The organism is Caballeronia concitans, assembly GCF_001544615.1.
GTDB classification, from domain to species: Bacteria; Pseudomonadota; Gammaproteobacteria; order Burkholderiales; family Burkholderiaceae; genus Caballeronia; species Caballeronia concitans.
Genome location: NZ_FCNV02000020.1, coordinates 19,073 through 35,206 on the forward strand (window position 1 = coordinate 19,073; position 16,134 = coordinate 35,206).

At 64.5% G+C, this 16,134-nt stretch carries 14 protein-coding genes; 6 read left to right on the forward strand and 8 right to left on the reverse strand.

Features of this window, described 5'->3' with window-relative positions:
- Positions 1-55 precede the first annotated feature (55 nt).
- The 4 genes from prmC to AWB72_RS26885 all read right to left on the reverse strand — a co-directional run bounded on the left by prmC (position 56) and on the right by AWB72_RS26885 (position 4,322).
- On the reverse strand, positions 56-883 hold the full coding sequence (prmC, locus tag AWB72_RS26870) for a peptide chain release factor N(5)-glutamine methyltransferase (RefSeq protein ID WP_040050006.1): 828 nt from the start codon (positions 881-883) through the stop codon (positions 56-58).
- Entirely contained in the window at positions 880-1,962 is a 1,083-nt protein-coding gene (prfA, locus tag AWB72_RS26875) for a peptide chain release factor 1 (RefSeq protein WP_040050007.1), read from the reverse strand. The genes prmC and prfA overlap by 4 nt, the downstream gene beginning before the upstream one ends.
- 94 nt (positions 1,963-2,056) lie before the next feature.
- The gene (gene hemA, locus AWB72_RS26880; protein WP_040050008.1) at positions 2,057-3,340 is read right to left on the reverse strand and encodes a glutamyl-tRNA reductase; all 1,284 of its coding nucleotides are present in this window, start codon (positions 3,338-3,340) and stop codon (positions 2,057-2,059) included.
- Positions 3,341-3,509: 169 nt separating this feature from the next.
- Positions 3,510-4,322 (reverse strand): galactosyltransferase-related protein, encoded by an 813-nt coding sequence (locus tag AWB72_RS26885; protein ID WP_040050060.1) that lies wholly within the window; start codon positions 4,320-4,322, stop codon positions 3,510-3,512.
- A 201-nt stretch (positions 4,323-4,523) separates the two neighbouring features.
- Here AWB72_RS26885 and AWB72_RS26890 point away from each other — a divergent pair, with 201 nt between their 5' ends.
- From AWB72_RS26890 to AWB72_RS26900, 3 genes are read left to right on the forward strand one after another with little or no spacing between them, the layout of a single operon-like run.
- Complete coding sequence (locus AWB72_RS26890; RefSeq protein WP_040050009.1) at positions 4,524-4,796, forward strand: hypothetical protein; 273 nt, start codon at positions 4,524-4,526, stop codon at positions 4,794-4,796.
- 51 nt (positions 4,797-4,847) lie between these two features.
- Entirely contained in the window at positions 4,848-6,677 is a 1,830-nt protein-coding gene (locus tag AWB72_RS26895) for an aminopeptidase P family protein (RefSeq protein ID WP_040050010.1), read from the forward strand.
- 23 nt (positions 6,678-6,700) lie between these two features.
- Positions 6,701-7,324: an HAD family hydrolase gene (locus AWB72_RS26900; protein ID WP_040050011.1), complete on the forward strand. Its 624-nt coding sequence runs from the start codon at positions 6,701-6,703 to the stop codon at positions 7,322-7,324.
- 21 nt (positions 7,325-7,345) lie between these two features.
- On the opposite strand, the gene AWB72_RS26905 is transcribed toward AWB72_RS26900, so the two are convergent.
- From AWB72_RS26905 to ychF, 4 genes are all read right to left on the reverse strand, one after another.
- A complete protein-coding gene (locus AWB72_RS26905) occupies positions 7,346-8,470 on the reverse strand; it encodes a DUF748 domain-containing protein (RefSeq protein ID WP_040050012.1) in 1,125 nt (374 codons plus the stop codon).
- Between the two features lie 135 nt (positions 8,471-8,605).
- Entirely contained in the window at positions 8,606-10,273 is a 1,668-nt protein-coding gene (ettA, locus tag AWB72_RS26910; protein ID WP_040050061.1) for an energy-dependent translational throttle protein EttA, read from the reverse strand.
- A 184-nt stretch (positions 10,274-10,457) separates the two neighbouring features.
- The gene (locus AWB72_RS26915; protein WP_052449819.1) at positions 10,458-10,769 is read right to left on the reverse strand and encodes a DUF3761 domain-containing protein; all 312 of its coding nucleotides are present in this window, start codon (positions 10,767-10,769) and stop codon (positions 10,458-10,460) included.
- Positions 10,770-10,908: 139 nt separating this feature from the next.
- Positions 10,909-12,003 (reverse strand): redox-regulated ATPase YchF, encoded by a 1,095-nt coding sequence (gene ychF / locus AWB72_RS26920; RefSeq protein WP_040050014.1) that lies wholly within the window; start codon positions 12,001-12,003, stop codon positions 10,909-10,911.
- A gap of 202 nt (positions 12,004-12,205) precedes the next feature.
- Between ychF and AWB72_RS26925 the strand changes: the two genes are divergently transcribed.
- The 3 genes from AWB72_RS26925 to AWB72_RS26935 all read left to right on the forward strand — a co-directional run bounded on the left by AWB72_RS26925 (position 12,206) and on the right by AWB72_RS26935 (position 16,106).
- Positions 12,206-13,378, forward strand: a complete 1,173-nt coding sequence (locus AWB72_RS26925) for a UbiH/UbiF family hydroxylase (RefSeq protein WP_040050062.1) — start codon at positions 12,206-12,208, stop codon at positions 13,376-13,378.
- A gap of 60 nt (positions 13,379-13,438) precedes the next feature.
- The gene (locus AWB72_RS26930; RefSeq protein ID WP_040050015.1) at positions 13,439-14,170 is read left to right on the forward strand and encodes a DsbC family protein; all 732 of its coding nucleotides are present in this window, start codon (positions 13,439-13,441) and stop codon (positions 14,168-14,170) included.
- Positions 14,171-14,282: 112 nt separating this feature from the next.
- Positions 14,283-16,106: a M61 family metallopeptidase gene (locus AWB72_RS26935; protein WP_244285768.1), complete on the forward strand. Its 1,824-nt coding sequence runs from the start codon at positions 14,283-14,285 to the stop codon at positions 16,104-16,106.
- Positions 16,107-16,134: the final 28 nt, after the last annotated feature.

Genomic DNA, 16,134 nt, shown 5'->3' on the forward strand with positions numbered 1-16,134 from the left:
TTGGACTTGGGTCTTGAAATGATAGCGGATTTCGCCTGCGCGGTTCGGCGCCGGTTTAGCCGATGAACGCGCCGCCGCTCGTGCGTTCGATGCCCGCTAGATCGCGAATCGAGCGGACACCGGTGAAACCGCGTGCGGTGAGCAAGTGGCGCACGGCGTCGGCCTGATCGTAGCCGTGCTCGATCCATAACGCGCCGCCGGGCGCGAGCAGCAGCGGCGCCGTATCGATGATGATGCGAATCGCCGAAAGGCCGTCGGCGTCGTCGGTGAGCGCGCCGCGCGGCTCGAAGCGCAAGTCGCCTTGCGTGAGATGCGGATCGTCTTTCGCGATATACGGCGGATTGCTCACGATGACTTCAAAGCGCAGCGACGGATCGAGCTTAGCCGTCCAGTCGCTTTCGATGAACGTCACCGCGTGCGCCGCACCGAGCAGATTGCGTGCGTTGCGCCGCGCGATGTCGAGCGCGGCAGGCGAGCGGTCGATCGCCCAGACGCCGGCATCGGGGCGGGCGTGCGCAATCGAAATCGCGATCGCGCCGGTTCCGGTGCCGAGATCGAGCACGCGTGCGTTCGGCGTGTCCGCGATGGCTTCGAGCGCCGTTTCCACCAGCAACTCCGTTTCCGGGCGCGGAATGAGCACGTCCGGCGACACCTCGAATTCGAGACCGAAGAACTCGCGCTTGCCGGTCAGCTGCGCGATCGGCTCGCCGTTCAGACGCCGCTGCGCCAGCGCCTCGAAACGCTCTACCGCTTTTGCATCGAGCGATTCATGGTCGCGCGTAATCAGCTCCGTGCGACGCCAGCCGAGCACGTGCATCAACAGCACGCGCGTTTCCAGCGCGGGCAGCGGCGACGTGCGCAGCAGATCCGCCGCGGTCGTCACTCGGCTTCCCCGAGCGCCGCGAGCTGCTCCGCCTGATGCTCGGAAACCAGCGCGCCGATCAGTTCGTCGAGATCGCCGTCCATGATGTATTCGAGCTTGTAGAGCGTCAGGTTGATGCGGTGATCCGTCATGCGCCCTTGCGGAAAGTTGTAGGTGCGGATGCGCTCGGAGCGGTCGCCGGAACCGATCAGGCTCTTGCGCGTCGCGGCTTCCTTCGCGTGCTGCTCGTGATACTGCTTGTCCTTGATGCGCGCGGCGAGCACCTTCAGCGCGCGATCCTTGTTTTTGTGCTGCGAGCGGTCGTCCTGACATTCGACGACGATGCCCGTCGGCAAGTGCGTCACGCGCACGGCGGAATCCGTCTTGTTGATGTGCTGCCCGCCCGCGCCCGACGCGCGGAACGTGTCGATGCGCAAATCCGCCGGATTGATCACGACTTCGCTGATTTCATCGGCTTCGGGCATCACCGCGACCGTACACGCCGACGTGTGGATGCGTCCCTGCGTTTCCGTCGCCGGCACGCGCTGCACGCGATGCCCGCCCGATTCGAACTTGAGCCGCGAATACGCGCCCTGGCCCGCGAGCCGCACGATGACTTCCTTGTAGCCGCCGAGATCGGACACGCTTTCGGACATCGTCTCGGCGGTCCAGCGGTTGCGCTCGGCATAGCGCAGATACATGCGCAGCAGATCGCCCGCGAATAGCGCCGATTCGTCGCCGCCGGTGCCCGCGCGGATTTCGATGAAGATATTGCGGTCGTCGTTCGGATCTTTCGGCAGGAGCATCGTCTGCAATTCGCTTTCGATCTTCGCCATGCGCTCGCGCGCCTCGCCGATTTCCTCTTCGGCGAAATCGCGCATCGAAGGATCGGAGAGCAATTCCTGCGCGGTCGCTTCGTCGTTGAGCGCCTGACGCCAGAGCGCGTATTGATCGACGATCGGACTGATTTCCGCGTGCTCGCGCGTGAGCTTGCGATATTGGTCCATGTCGGACGTCACGTCTTCGCGGCTCAGCAGTTCGTTGAGATCGACCTGCCGTTTTGCAAGCTGGTCGAGCTTGCTTTGCATGCTCGTTTTCATCGGGCGGAAATGGAGGCTGCGCTCCAGGAAAGACTGCAATCGGGACGCTGCCGCGCAAAGCGCGAAAGCATGGGGAATGGCAAAGAGGACGCCGCTAACGGTCCGACGATCCGTGGCGGTAGAAGCCGCTCATCAGGTCGATGAGCTGGTCGCGCTCTTCGCGGCCCGCGCGGTTGAGCGCGTGCGTGGGGCCGTGAATGAGCTTGTTCGTGAGCGATTGCGACAGCGCTTCGAGCACGGCGGCGGGATCGTCGCCGCGCGCGAGCATCTTGCGCGCGCGTTCGACTTCGGCGCGGCGCAGCGCGTCGGCTTGCGTGTGCATGTGGCGGATGACCGGCACGATGCTGCGCGCGTCCAGCCACTGCATGAAGTTGGCGACGCGGGTTTCGATGATCGATTCGGCCTGCGCGACGGCCGCTTGCCGCGACGCGTTGCCTTCGCGGACGATGGCGCCAAGGTCATCGACGGTATAGAGGAACACGTCCTGCAGATTGCCGACTTCCGGCTCGATATCGCGCGGCACGGCGAGATCGACCATGAAAATAGGGCGATGCCGGCGCGCCTTCACCGCACGCTCGACCGCGCCGAGACCGATGATCGGCAGCGTGGACGCGGTGCACGACACGATGATGTCGAACTCGTGCATGCGCGCGGGCAGGTCGGACAGCGGAATGGCGCGGCCATTGAAGCGCCCGGCGAGCTTTTCGCCGCGCTCGGCCGTGCGATTGGCGACGACCAGTTCACGCGGATTCTGCGCGGCGAAGTGCGTGGCGCAGAGTTCGATCATTTCGCCCGCGCCGATGAACAGCACGCGCTGGCTCGACACGTTCTCGAAGATGCGCTGCGCGAGCCGAACGGCGGCAGCGGCCATCGACACGGACTGCGCGCCGATTTCGGTCGTCGAACGCACTTCCTTCGCGACCGCGAACGTGCGCTGGAAAAGCTGGTTCAGATACGTGCCGAGCGCGCCGGCTTCGGACGCGGTGCGCACGGCGTCCTTCATTTGTCCGACGATCTGAGTTTCGCCGAGTACCATCGAATCCAGCCCCGATGCGACGCGGAACGCGTGGCGCACGGCCTCCGACTGCGGCAGCGCATACACGTGCGGCGCGAGTTCGGAAACGGGCAGATTGTGATATTGCGAGAGCCAGTGGACGGCGGCTTCGCGGGCGGCGGTGTCGTCGGTGGCGCAGTAGAGTTCGGTGCGGTTGCAAGTCGAGAGGATGGCCGCTTCCGGCGCTGCCTTGACCTTCGGACCGAGCCAGACGTCCTTCAGCGCGGAAAGCGCCGGCTTGATTTGTTCGAGCGGAAACGCCACGCGTTCGCGCAAGGCGACAGGCGCAGTGTGGTGATTGATTCCGATCGTGAGGAGCTGCATGTACTTATGCGTTCGGCCTAAGCCGTTGGCCTTTCAGATAGCCCAATATTATAGCGTTTTACGAATCCGTTCATTTATACGCGGCATTCGGGGCCGGACCGTGCGCCGCTGCGCCTCCGTGCGAGGGAAATCGGCTTTTCGGAGCGCGACAATCGACCGCACCGCGCTTTCAACTGAAGTACTTCGCGAGTTCGGCGGCGCGGGCTTGCAGTTCCACGAGGGGCATCGCGCCGGTTCGCGCGGCGGCTTCGCGGTTGCGCTCCGCGGCTGCGATGGCGTCGCGCCGTGAAGCCGCGTCGTGGTGAAGATGAAAGAGCGCGGCGCGTTGTTCCGGGACGGAATGCCAGCGTACGCCGAGCCGGGTCGCGCGCGTGAGAAGGTCGTCGTCCTCGCCGCCCCAGCCGATGAATCTCGGATCATGACCGCCGATGCGCCTATATTCCGCGCGCTTGATCAGCACGATTCCGCCCGCCGTGTTTGCGTAAAGCAGTGCCATTCCTTCCGCTAAATCCGCTTCGAGATACGGTTTCAACGCCGAATAGTTTCCGGAGCGAATGAATGCTTCTCTGAATACGCCGGCGACATTAATCACGCGCAAGAACGGACAAAGCGCGTCGCTATGCGCGCCGTATCGCAGTGCATCGACACAAGCGGGAAATAAATCGGGATTGGCGACCATGTCCGCATCGTGAAAACAGATGACATCGCCGGTGCACAGCTTTGCGCCGAGGTTGCACAGCCTCGCCCGCGGGAACGGCCCGTCATCATGAATGAAGAGATGGCGGATTTTCTTATCGCCCGAGCCGGACCAATGGAATGTCGGCGTCGCGTCCGCTTCGATCAGATAGACCGTGTAATCCGAGTACGTCGAATCCAGATGACGCAGCACGCCGCGAAGATTGTCGCGCCGTTCTTGCGTCGCACCGCGATACGTCATGATCAGTTCGAGACCGCCGAGGGAAATCAGGCTGTTTTCGCTCATGATGCGTTGCGTTCGCATTTTGCCGTCGATTAAGCGGCCAACTCTCGATAAGCGATCGATTCACAAATTCTAGGCATATTCCGCATTCGCTTTATCTCGATTTCGGACCGCTTGCCATCGCCAACCTGTCCCCCTAAACTCATCCGCTTGACCCGGCGCCCGCGCCGTCTCTTAATCGAAGCCAATGGAGCTGCGCGCCCGATGAGCTGGATCGGCATGATTTTTCTCGGCGCGGTGATCGGCGCGGCGGCGTGGTGGCTGCATCCGCTGCGGCGCGCCGGCCGTGTCGGGCCGGGCGCGGCGGGGCGCATCTGGACCGCCGTCGTGGCGGGCGTGCTGGCGGCCGTCGTCGCGCGCATGTTCGGCAATATCGTCGATGTCTATCACGACGGCGACACGCTCGAATGGTTCGCGTGCACGCTCTTCGCGCTCTTCGTAGTCACGGCGACTGTCGCGCTGGCGGCGCGCCGATAGTTTCCATCGCATCTCCATCGCATCTCATTCGGCATTCAAGGCAGGTCATTCATGAACGATCGCGTTGCAACTTCCGCCACTCCCGACGCCGCGACTTTCGCCCGGCGCATCGACACGCTGCGTCGCCGGCTGGCGGCGGACCGGTTCGACGCCGTGCTCGTGCCATCGGCCGATCCGCATCTTTCCGAGTATTTGCCCGCGCGCTGGCAGGGGCGTCAGTGGTTGTCGGGCTTCACCGGTTCGGTCGGCACGCTCGTGGTGACGCAGGATTTCGCGGGCGTCTGGGTCGATAGCCGCTACTGGACGCAGGCCGAAGCGCAACTCGCCGGCACCGGCATCGTGCTGATGAAGATGATGGGCGGACAGCAGACCGCGCCGCACGTCGAATGGCTCGCGGAGAACGTTCCGGCGGGCGGTGTCGTCGTGGTCGATGGCGCCGTGCTCGGCGTCGCGGCGGCGCGCGCGCTGGCCGATGCGCTGACCGCGCGGGGCGTCGCGCTGCGCACGGACGTGGACGTGCTCGATTCCGTCTGGCCGGAGCGCGCCGGCCTGCCCGATGCGCCCGTCTACGAACACGCCGCGCCGCACGCGAGCGTCGCCCGCGCCGAGAAGCTCGCGAAAATCCGCGAGGCGATGCGCGCGAAGGGCGCGCAATGGCACTTCATCTCGACGCTCGACGACCTCGCCTGGCTCTTCAACCTGCGTGGCGGCGACGTGAGCTACAACCCGGTGTTCGTTGCGCATGCGCTCGTCGGGCTGGACGACGCGACAATTTTCATCGCCGACGGCAAGACGCCGGACGCGCTAAAGGAAGCGCTTTCGCGCGACAACGTGCGCGTCGCGCCGTACGCCAGCGCGCCGCAGGCGCTCGCGGCGTTGCCCGCTGGCGCGACGCTGCTCGTCGATCCGCGCCGCATCACGCATGGCTTGCTGGAGAAAGTGGCGCCCGGCGTGAAGATCGTGGAAGCGGTGAATCCGTCGACGTTCGAAAAGTCGCGCAAGACGCCTGCGGAAGCCGAGCACATCCGCGCGACGATGGAGCAGGACGGCGCCGCGCTCGCCGAATTCTTCGCGTGGTTCGAAGACGCGCTGGGCCGCGAGCGCATCACCGAACTGACGATCGACGAAAAACTGACGGCGGCGCGCGCGCGTCGGCCGGGCTTCGTGACGCTGAGTTTCGCGACCATCGCCGGCTTCAACGCGAACGGCGCGATGCCGCATTACCGCGCGACGGAGGCGTCGCATTCGGTGATCGAAGGCAACGGGTTGTTGCTGATCGATTCCGGCGGTCAATATCTGAGCGGCACGACGGACATCACGCGCGTTGTGCCCATCGGCGAGGTCACGGCGGAGCAGAAGCGCGATTTCACGATCGTGCTGAAGGGAACGATGGCGCTTTCACGCGCGCGTTTCCCGCGCGGCATCCGTTCGCCGATGCTCGATTCGATCGCGCGCGCGCCGATCTGGGAAGCGGGCGCGGATTACGGGCACGGCACGGGCCACGGCGTCGGCTATTTCCTGAACGTGCACGAAGGGCCGCAGGTCATTTCGCACTACGCGCCCGCCGAACCGTGGACGGCGATGGAAGAGGGCATGATCACGTCGATCGAGCCGGGTATTTATCGGCCGGGCAAGTGGGGCATCCGCATCGAGAATCTGGTGATGAATCAGAGCGCGGGGAAGACGGAATTCGGCGATTTCCTGTCGTTCGAAACGCTGACGCTGTGCCCGATCGATACGCGCTGCATCGACCTTTCGCTGCTGCGCGACGACGAGCGCGCGTGGCTGAACGCGTATCACGAGACGGTGCGTCGCCGCGTGTCGCCGCTGGTCGAGGGCGCGGCGAAGGCGTGGCTCGAGAAGCGGACCGAGGCGATTTGAATGCGCAAAAGGAGCGACGGACGATGACCATCAAAGCAGTAGTCTTCGATTTCGGCGGCGTCTTGATCGACTGGAACCGTGACTATCTCTACCGGCAACTGATCCCGAACGAAACCGAGCGCCGCTGGTTTCTCGATAACGTCTGCAAGATGGATTGGGTCGTGCAGCAGGACGGCGGGCAGAGCCTCGAGGAAGGCACCGCCGAACTCGTCGCGCTTTATCCCGAGCACGAAGCGCTGATTCGCGCGTTTTATGCGCGCTGGCACGAAATGGTGGCGGGCGTGCTCCAAGAGGGCGTCGCGCTGGTCGATCGGCTGGACGCGGCCGGCGTGCCGCTCTTCGGGCTGACGAACTGGTCGGCGGAGACCTTTCCGTACGCGTGGGAGCGCTTCGACGTGCTACGCCGTTTCAGGGAGATCATCGTGTCGGGGCGCGTCGGCGTCATCAAGCCGAATCCGCGGATTTTCGCGTTGATGCGCGCGGAAATCGAAAAGCATCTGCCGGGCATTCAGCCGAACGAACTCGTGTTCATCGACGACAACCTGCATAACGCGCAGGCCGCGACCGATCTCGGCTGGCACGGCGTCCATTACACCGGCGCGCTGGACACCGAAACGAAGCTGCGCGCGCTGAACGTGCCGATCTGACCCGCCACACGCGGCGACGCGCTACTGCGAAAGCAGATTCTTCAGCGCGTTGCCGATTCCCCGCACCGTTTCCCCCGCGCCCTTCGCGACGCCTTCCGCGCTCACGCCCAGCGCCTTCGCGAACCCCGCTGCGAGCTTCTTCGACAGACTCTCCGACAGCGAAAACTTCGGATCGCGCAGATCGCCGTCGAGCACGAAGTCCAGCTTGATCTCGTCCTTGCGATCCTTCAGCGCGGCGATGGCGGCTTTCGTCGGGATCGAGAGGAACGTGTCGAGCGGGCCATTCCCGTCGCTGATCTGCAAGTGATTAAGCGTGATCGAGCCGGGGGCGTGAATGCGATAGTCGCGCACGCCTGCGTCGATCGTCATGTCGATGGTGCCGCCCGTCACGGCGGCTTTCGCGCCCGCTTTCTTCAGCAGATACGGATCGAGCGTGGAAATATCGACGCTGCGCAGTGTCGCGCGCGTCTGCGAATCCTTGCTGGAAATGATCATCCAGCCGTCCCACGTGACCGTGCCCGTATGCGACGGACCTTTGATCGAGCCGGTCATCGACAGCGACGTGCGCTCGGTCAGCGCCGGCAAATGCAGATGATCGACGGTCGCGCGCGCATCGCTGATCAGCACGCGATACGGCGGCTGCTGCACCGATGCGTCGTAGAACTCCATCGCGCCGCGCTCGAACGAAACGCGATCGATCAGCTTTTCTTCCTGCGCGTGCTGCGTGGCTTTGTCGTCCGGCTTCGCGTCGGCGGCGCGCGCGGTTTCCTTGAGGCCGGGAAGAATGAGGACGCGGCCATCGGCGGCGCGCACGATCGACAGATAGTAGTTGTCGACGCTCACGCTGCGCAGATGCACGCGGTTCGACAGCGCCGCGCGCATGTCCACGTCGAGCACGATACGCTCGGCGCGCATCGCATCGCTGGCGGGCCAGCCTTTCGGGCCGCGCAGGCGCACGCGCGTGAGCGTGACGTGCCCGAATCCGACATCGATTTCATCGACGGAACCGTTCGGCCCGAGCGTCTCGCGAATGCGCTCCTTCATCTGATGCGCGACGAAGAACCATCCGCCGATCGCCACCGCGATCACCGCGACGACGATTCCCACTGCCCACCGCGCTCCCCGCTGCGCGCCCGATGCCGCCATGTGTTGCGTCTCCCGTGCAAGTCATCGACCTGGCAAAACCGCCGCACAAACGAAAATGGCGACGTGCCCGAGACAGTCGCCATTTTCGTGCGCGGCGTCGGTGCGCGCCCCCGCATTGAGGCGCGCTTCGGCCGATCAGCGCGAGATCGGCTTGTAACGCAGACGCTTCGGCTTCGCGCCTTCTTCGCCGAGGCGCTTGCGCTTGTCCGCCTCGTATTCCTGATAGTTGCCGTCGAAGAACTCGACGTGCGATTCGCCTTCGAACGCCAGAATGTGCGTCGCGATGCGGTCGAGGAACCAGCGATCGTGCGAGATCACCATCACCGAGCCGGCGAATTCGAGCAGCGCGTCTTCGAGCGCACGCAGCGTTTCGACGTCGAGATCGTTCGACGGTTCGTCGAGCAGCAGCACGTTGCCGCCCGCGATCAGCGTCTTCGCCAGATGCAGCCGCCCGCGCTCGCCGCCCGACAGATTGCCGACGAGCTTTTGCTGATCGCTGCCCTTGAAGTTGAATCGGCCGATGTACGCGCGCGACGGCGTTTCGTACTTGCCGACCGTGAGCACATCGGCGCCGCCGGAGATTTCCTCGAACACGGTTTTGTCGGCGCCGAGCGCGTCGCGGCTTTGATCGACGTAGGCGAGCTTGACCGTCGGCCCCTGGATGATCTCGCCCGAATCCGGCTGTTCGCGGCCCGTGAGCATGCGGAAGAGCGTCGATTTACCGGCGCCGTTCGGCCCGATGATGCCGACGATCGCGCCGGCCGGGATCTTCATGCTCAGGTTGTCGATCAAGAGACGATCGCCATACGCCTTGCTGACGTTCTTGAATTCGATGACTTCATTGCCGAGCCGATCGCCGACCGGAATGAAGATTTCCTGCGTTTCATTGCGCTTCTGGTATTCCTGGCTGTTGAGTTCCTCGAATCGCGCGATACGCGCCTTCGACTTCGCCTGGCGTCCCTTCGGATTCTGGCGCACCCATTCCAGTTCTTTCTTGATGGCCTTCTGGCGCGCGGATTCGCTGGCTTCTTCCTGCTTCAGGCGGTCTTCCTTCTGATCGAGCCAGCTCGAATAGTTGCCCTTCCACGGAATGCCGTGGCCGCGGTCGAGTTCGAGAATCCATTCGGCGGCGTTGTCGAGGAAGTAGCGATCGTGCGTCACCGCGACGACCGTGCCCGGGTAGCGCGTGAGGAACTGTTCGAGCCATTCGACGGATTCGGCGTCGAGGTGGTTGGTCGGTTCGTCGAGCAGCAGCATGTCGGGCTTTTGCAGCAGCAGCTTGCACAGCGCGACGCGGCGCTTTTCGCCGCCCGACAAGTGTTCGATTTTCGCCTCCCACGCGGGCAGGCGCAGCGCGTCGGCGGCGACTTCGAGCTGCTGCTCGGGGCTGCCGCCGTCGCTGGTCGAGAGAATGGCTTCGTACTTGGCCTGCTCGGCGGCGAGCGCGTCGAAGTCGGCGTCGGGTTCGGCGTAGGCGGCGTAGATTTCGTCGAGCTTCTTTTGCGCCTGGAAGACGTCGCCGAGACCTTCCTCGACGGCCTGACGCACGGTCTGCTGCGGATCGAGCTGCGGCTCCTGCGGCAGATAGCCGATGTTGAGATTCGGCATGGGCTGCGCTTCGCCCTCGATGTCCTTGTCGACGCCCGCCATGATGCGGATCAGCGTGGACTTGCCGGAACCGTTCAGTCCGAGCAGGCCGATTTTCGCGCCGGGGAAGAACGAGAGGGAGATGTCTTTCAGGATCTGACGCTTCGGCGGGACGATCTTGCCGACGCGGTTCATGGTGAAGACGTATTGGGCCATGTGGATTTGTCTGTGATCGTTTGATGGGTGCGAACGCCGTGCGCAGGCGGCGCGCGGTTGGCGTTCGATGAGGCTCGTCGGCGCGCGATGATGCGCGTGCCCGCCGCGCTTCGGACGCGGGCGGGGATGCGTGTCATTGTACTTCGGGCTTTCGCTGCCGTTTTTGCGATCGCTGCTGCGATCGCTATTCCCACCGCGCCACGCCTCCATGCCGCGAGCACGTGCCGCTGTGGTGCCGGCTGAAGCTATACGTGCCATCGCGGCATTGCGCGCTTGCGCCTTCCGGCACGGCGCCAGAGCGCGAATGCGCGGGCGCGTGGACGACGTTGCCGTCGCGGTTCACATAATGGCCGTGGTTATCGAGGTCGGATTCGTCGGGTTGCTGCTGTTGGTAGCCGTTGTAATAAGCGTGCGCCGGCGCGCAAGGCACGACGCCGGCCGCAAGCGCGACTGCGCAGCCCACGAGGAATGTACGGATTCCTGACGGTCTCTTCATGTTTGTGGTCTCTCTCGTTATTTTTATCGGCGATATTCGCCCGATACCGCCCATGAAAAAAGCGGAGCACCATTTTTCAGGCACTCCGCTTTTCGAATCAACCCGCTTTGACAGTCTTTGACTTGTCTTGGCGCGCCGTTTAGACGTTGAACAAGAAATTCATCACGTCCCCGTCGTGTACCACATATTCCTTGCCTTCCGCCCGCATCTTCCCGGCTTCCTTCGCGCCTTGTTCGCCCTTGTACGCGATGTAATCATCGAACGAAATGGTCTGCGCGCGGATGAACCCGCGCTCGAAGTCCGTGTGGATCGCGCCGGCAGCTTGCGGCGCCGTATCGCCGATATGGATGGTCCACGCGCGCACTTCCTTCACGCCCGCCGTGAAGTACGTCTGCAGGCCGAGCAGCTTGAAACCCGCGCGAATCACGCGATTCAGCCCCGGCTCGTCCATGCCCATGTCGGCGAGGAAGTCCTGCTTGTCGGCGTCGTCGAGATCGGCGATTTCGGCTTCGATCGCCGCGCACACCGCGATCACCGGCGCATTCTCCGCTTCCGCATGCTTGCGCACGGCGTCCAGATACGGATTGTTCTCGAAGCCGTCGTCCTTCACGTTCGCGACGTACATCGTCGGCTTCGACGTGATCAGGCAGAACGGCTTGATGAGCGCCTGTTCGTCTTCGTTCAGGCTCAAGCCGCGCACCGGCTTCGCCTGATCCAGCTGCGCGCGCACTTTTTCCAGCACGGCGACGAGCTTTGCCGCTTCCTTGTCGTTGCCCGACTTCGCCGCCTTCGAGTAACGCGTGAGCGCCTTTTCGACCGTCGCCAGATCCGCCAGCGCCAGTTCGGTGTTGATGACTTCGATGTCCGCGATCGGATCGATCTTGCCCGCGACGTGAATCACGTTCTCGTCTTCGAAGCAGCGCACGACGTGCGTGATGGCATCCGTTTCGCGGATGTTCGCGAGGAACTGGTTGCCGAGGCCTTCGCCCTTGCTCGCGCCGGCGACGAGGCCCGCGATATCGACGAACTCGACGACCGCCGGCAGGATGCGCTCGGGCTTCACGATTTCGGCCAGCGCGGTGAGGCGCGCGTCCGGCACTTCGACGACGCCGACATTCGGCTCGATGGTGCAGAAAGGATAGTTCTCGGCGGCAATGCCCGCCTTGGTCAAAGCATTGAAAAGAGTGGACTTGCCGACGTTAGGCAAGCCGACGATGCCGCATTGGAGGCTCATGGAATCCTTCGAACTGGTGAGACGGCGCTTCGCCGCGCGGGTTCGTCAAACGATGCGCGCCGGGCGGCGGCAGAAAGCGCGCGCCAGCGCCGGGGCCGCATCCGCGGCCGGGCAAACCGACATTGTACCGCCGCCCGGCCGCCGCGTTCCCGCCCGCGCAAGCGTCAAAACCCCCGCAACCCTCGCGGCTATAATGCCCGACATGACTTCGCATCCCTTGACCTTTCACGCGGTCGTCGTGGGCGGCGGGCTCGTCGGCAAGACGGCCGCGCTCGCGTTCGCCCAGTCCGGCCTGCGCACCGCGTTGCTCGCGCCGCAAGCGGCAGGCTTGCCGCCGGGCGCCATGTTCGATTCGCGCATCTACGCGCTGTCGTCGAGTTCGCAGACGCTCCTGGAACGGCTGCGCGTCTGGCAGGCACTCGATCGCTCGCGGCTCGGTCCCGTTTTCGACATGCGCGTGTTCGGCGACGCCCACGCGGAACTGCATTTCTCCGCGTTCCAGGCGTCGGTGCCGCAACTGGCGTGGATCGTCGAATCGACGTTGATCGAACAGGCGCTCGACGCCGCCTTGCGCTTCCAGCCGAGCCTTTCCTGGTTCGACGCGCGCGCGCAAGGCATGACGATCGATGAAGACGCGGCTTTCGTCACGCTTTCGAGCGGCGAGACGCTGCAGACGGACCTCATCATCGGCGCGGACGGCGCGCATTCCTGGGTGCGCGCGCAAATGGGCGCGAAGATGGACCGGCGCGATTATCGGCAGACGGGCGTCGTCGCGAACTTCAAGACGGAGCGTCCGCACGGCGAGACCGCGTATCAGTGGTTCCGCGATACCGAAATCATCGCGCTGTTGCCGCTGCCGGGCGATCACGTCTCGCTCGTCTGGTCCGCGCGCACGGAGCACGCCGACGAACTCATCGCGCTCGATCCGGCGCAGCTCGCCGCGAAGGTCGAAGAGGCGTCGCAATACACGCTCGGCGCGCTCGAATGCGTGACGCCCGCGCAGGGCTTTCCGCTCGGGCTGCAGACGGTGGACCGGCTCGTCGCGCCGCGCGTCGCGCTCGTCGGCGATGCCGCGCATCTCATTCATCCGCTGTGCGGGCAGGGCATGAATCTCGGCCTGCGCGACGTCGCCGCGCTCGCCGATGTCATCGCGAACAAGGAAGCGTTCCGCGATCTCGGCGATCCCATCCTGCTGCGCCGCTATGAACGCGCGCGCCGCGAAGACATTCAGAAGCTGATGATCGTCACCGACGGCATGCAGCGGCTCTTTTCCGCGCCCGGCACGCTCGCGCGCGCGATTCGCAATACCGGCATGGCGTTCGTCGGGGCGCAGCCGCTCGCCAAGCGCTGGCTGGTGTCGGCGGCGCTCGGGTAAGCGTCAACTCACATTCAGCGGGGCGCTCGCCTGCGTCGCCCCGCATTCACGGGAAACGGCATGAAAACCACTCTTCGCCTGGGGATCGCTGCGGCCACGACGCTCGCCGTGACGCTCGGCCTCGGCTGCACGGCGCAGGCCGATCAAACCACTGACAAGCTCAAGTCGACGCTCGAATCGCGCATGGGCGATGCGACCATCAAGAGCATCGACAAGACGCCGATTCCGGGCCTTTACGAAGTGAACCTCGGCTCGCAGATCGTTTATAGCGATGCAGCCGGCAACTACGTGCTGATCGGCGATCTCGTCGATACGCGCAACAGCAAGAACCTGACCGAAGCGCGGCTCGCGGAAACCAACAAGATCGACTTCGCGAAGCTGCCGTTCGAGAACGCGGTGAAGGTCGTGAAGGGCAACGGCAGCCGCAAGATCGCCGTGTTCTCGGACCCGAACTGTCCGTATTGCAAGCAGCTCGAATCGTCGCTGAAGGCCATCGATAACGTGACCGTCTACACGTTCCTGTATCCGGTGCTGTCGCCGGATTCCACGGCCAAGTCGAAGTCGATCTGGTGTTCGAAGGATCGCGCGACGAGCTGGGAAGCGTGGATGCTCGACCGCCAGGCGCCGACCACCGCCGCCACGTGCGACACCACCGCGATCGACAGCAACGTGAAGCTCGGCCATTCGATGAACGTCACCGGCACGCCTACCGTGTTCCTCGCCGATGGCCGCCGTCTGCCGGGCGCGGTGCCCGCGGATCGGCTGGAGAAGGAAATCTCGGCGGTACGCTGAACGCCGGCAAGATCAAAGGTGAGGAGGCGCGCTGGCGCCTCCTTTGATTTTCGGCCTGCCGCTCGCGCACGCGTGCCGCGCAGCGCCCAAAAGAAGAACAAAGGACAACGCGATGACTTCCCTGAACGCATCCATGTCGCAACCGGTGCGCTACAGCATCGTTCCGAAGAATCCGGCCGCGCACATCTTCGAAGTGACGCTCACCGTCGGCGAGCCGGACCCGGCCGGTCAGCGCTTCCTGTTGCCGGTGTGGATTCCGGGCAGCTACATGATTCGCGAATTCGCGCGCAACATCGTGACGCTGCAGGCGTTCAACGCGGCGGGGCGCCGGATCGCGATCGAGAAAACCGACAAGCACGCGTGGCAAGCCGCGCCGAGCGACGGCCCGATCACGCTGCGCTACGAAGTCTATGCGTGGGACATGTCCGTGCGCGCCGCGCATCTGGACGACACCGTCGGCTTCTTCAACGGCACGAGCGTCTTTCTCGCGGTGGAAGGGCAGTCGGGCGCGCCGTGCGTCGTCGATATCCAGCCGCCGGCGGGCGGCGCGCATCGCAACTGGCGCGTGGCGACCGCGCTCGGCGAATCGCGCGGAACGAAGCGCTACGGCTTCGGCAGCTACGAAGCGGCGAACTACGACGAACTCGTCGATCACCCCGTCACGCTCGGCGAATTCGCGCTCGGCGGATTTACCGCGCATGGCGTGAAGCATGACATCGTGATCTCGGGACGCGTCGTCGCGCTCGATATGCGGCGGCTCGAAGCCGACCTGAAGCGCGTGTGCGAAGCGCAGATCGCGCTCTTCGAACCGCGCACGAAGAAAGCGCCGATGGACCGCTACGTGTTCATGACCGTCGCCGTCACGGATGGCTACGGCGGGCTGGAGCATCGCGCATCGACGGCGCTGATCTGCAATCGCGGCGATCTGCCGGTGCAGGGCCGGCCGGAAATGAGCGACGGATATCGCACGTATCTCGGTTTGTGCAGCCACGAGTATTTCCATACGTGGAACGTGAAGCGCATCAAGCCGGCCGCGTTCGCGCCGTACGATCTTTCGCAGGAGAACTACACGTCGCTGCTGTGGCTGTTCGAAGGCTTCACGTCTTATTACGACGACCTGATGCTCGTGCGCAGCGGGCTCATCACCGCGAGCGATTATTTCTCGCTGCTCGGCAAGACCATCGGCGGTGTGCTGCGCGGAAGCGGCCGGCTGAAGCAATCGGTCGCGCAGAGTTCGTTCGATGCGTGGGTCAAGTACTACCGCGCCGACGAGAACGCGCCGAACGCCATCGTCAGCTATTACCAGAAGGGATCGCTGATTGCGCTGGCGTTCGATCTGTCGATTCGCGCGCAGACCGACAACCGCAAGTCGCTCGACGACGTGATGCGCCTGCTCTGGCAACGCTACGGCCGCGACTTCTACAGCGGCAAGGCGCGCGGCATTCGCGAAGACGAAGTGGACGCGCTTTTCGCCGAAGCGACCGGCGCGGACCTGCGCACGCTGTTTCGCGACGGCGTGCGCGGCACGCGCGATCTGCCGCTCGACGCGCTGTTCGAGCCGTTCGGCATCGCGCTCGCGCCCGACCTGCCGACGAACGGCACGGCGGGCAAGCCGTCGATCGGAGCGCGCGTGCGCGGCGGCGCGGATTGCACGCTGGCGGTCGTGCACGATGGCGGCGCGGCGCAGAAAGCGGGGTTGTCGGCGGGCGATGTGCTCGTCGCGATCGACGGCTTGCGCGTCACCGGATCGAATCTGGACGGACTGCTGTCGCGCTATGTGCCGGGCGCGAAAATCGAGATTCACGCGTTCCGGCGCGACGAGTTGCGTCGCACGGAGCTGAAACTCGACGCGCCCGAAGTCTCGCGCTACCAGCTGAGCGCGATGGACGGACGCAGCCCGTCGAAGCAATGGCGCGAGCGCTGGCTGAAAGGTTGACGGTGCAAAACAGGCCGCGCGGCGATTG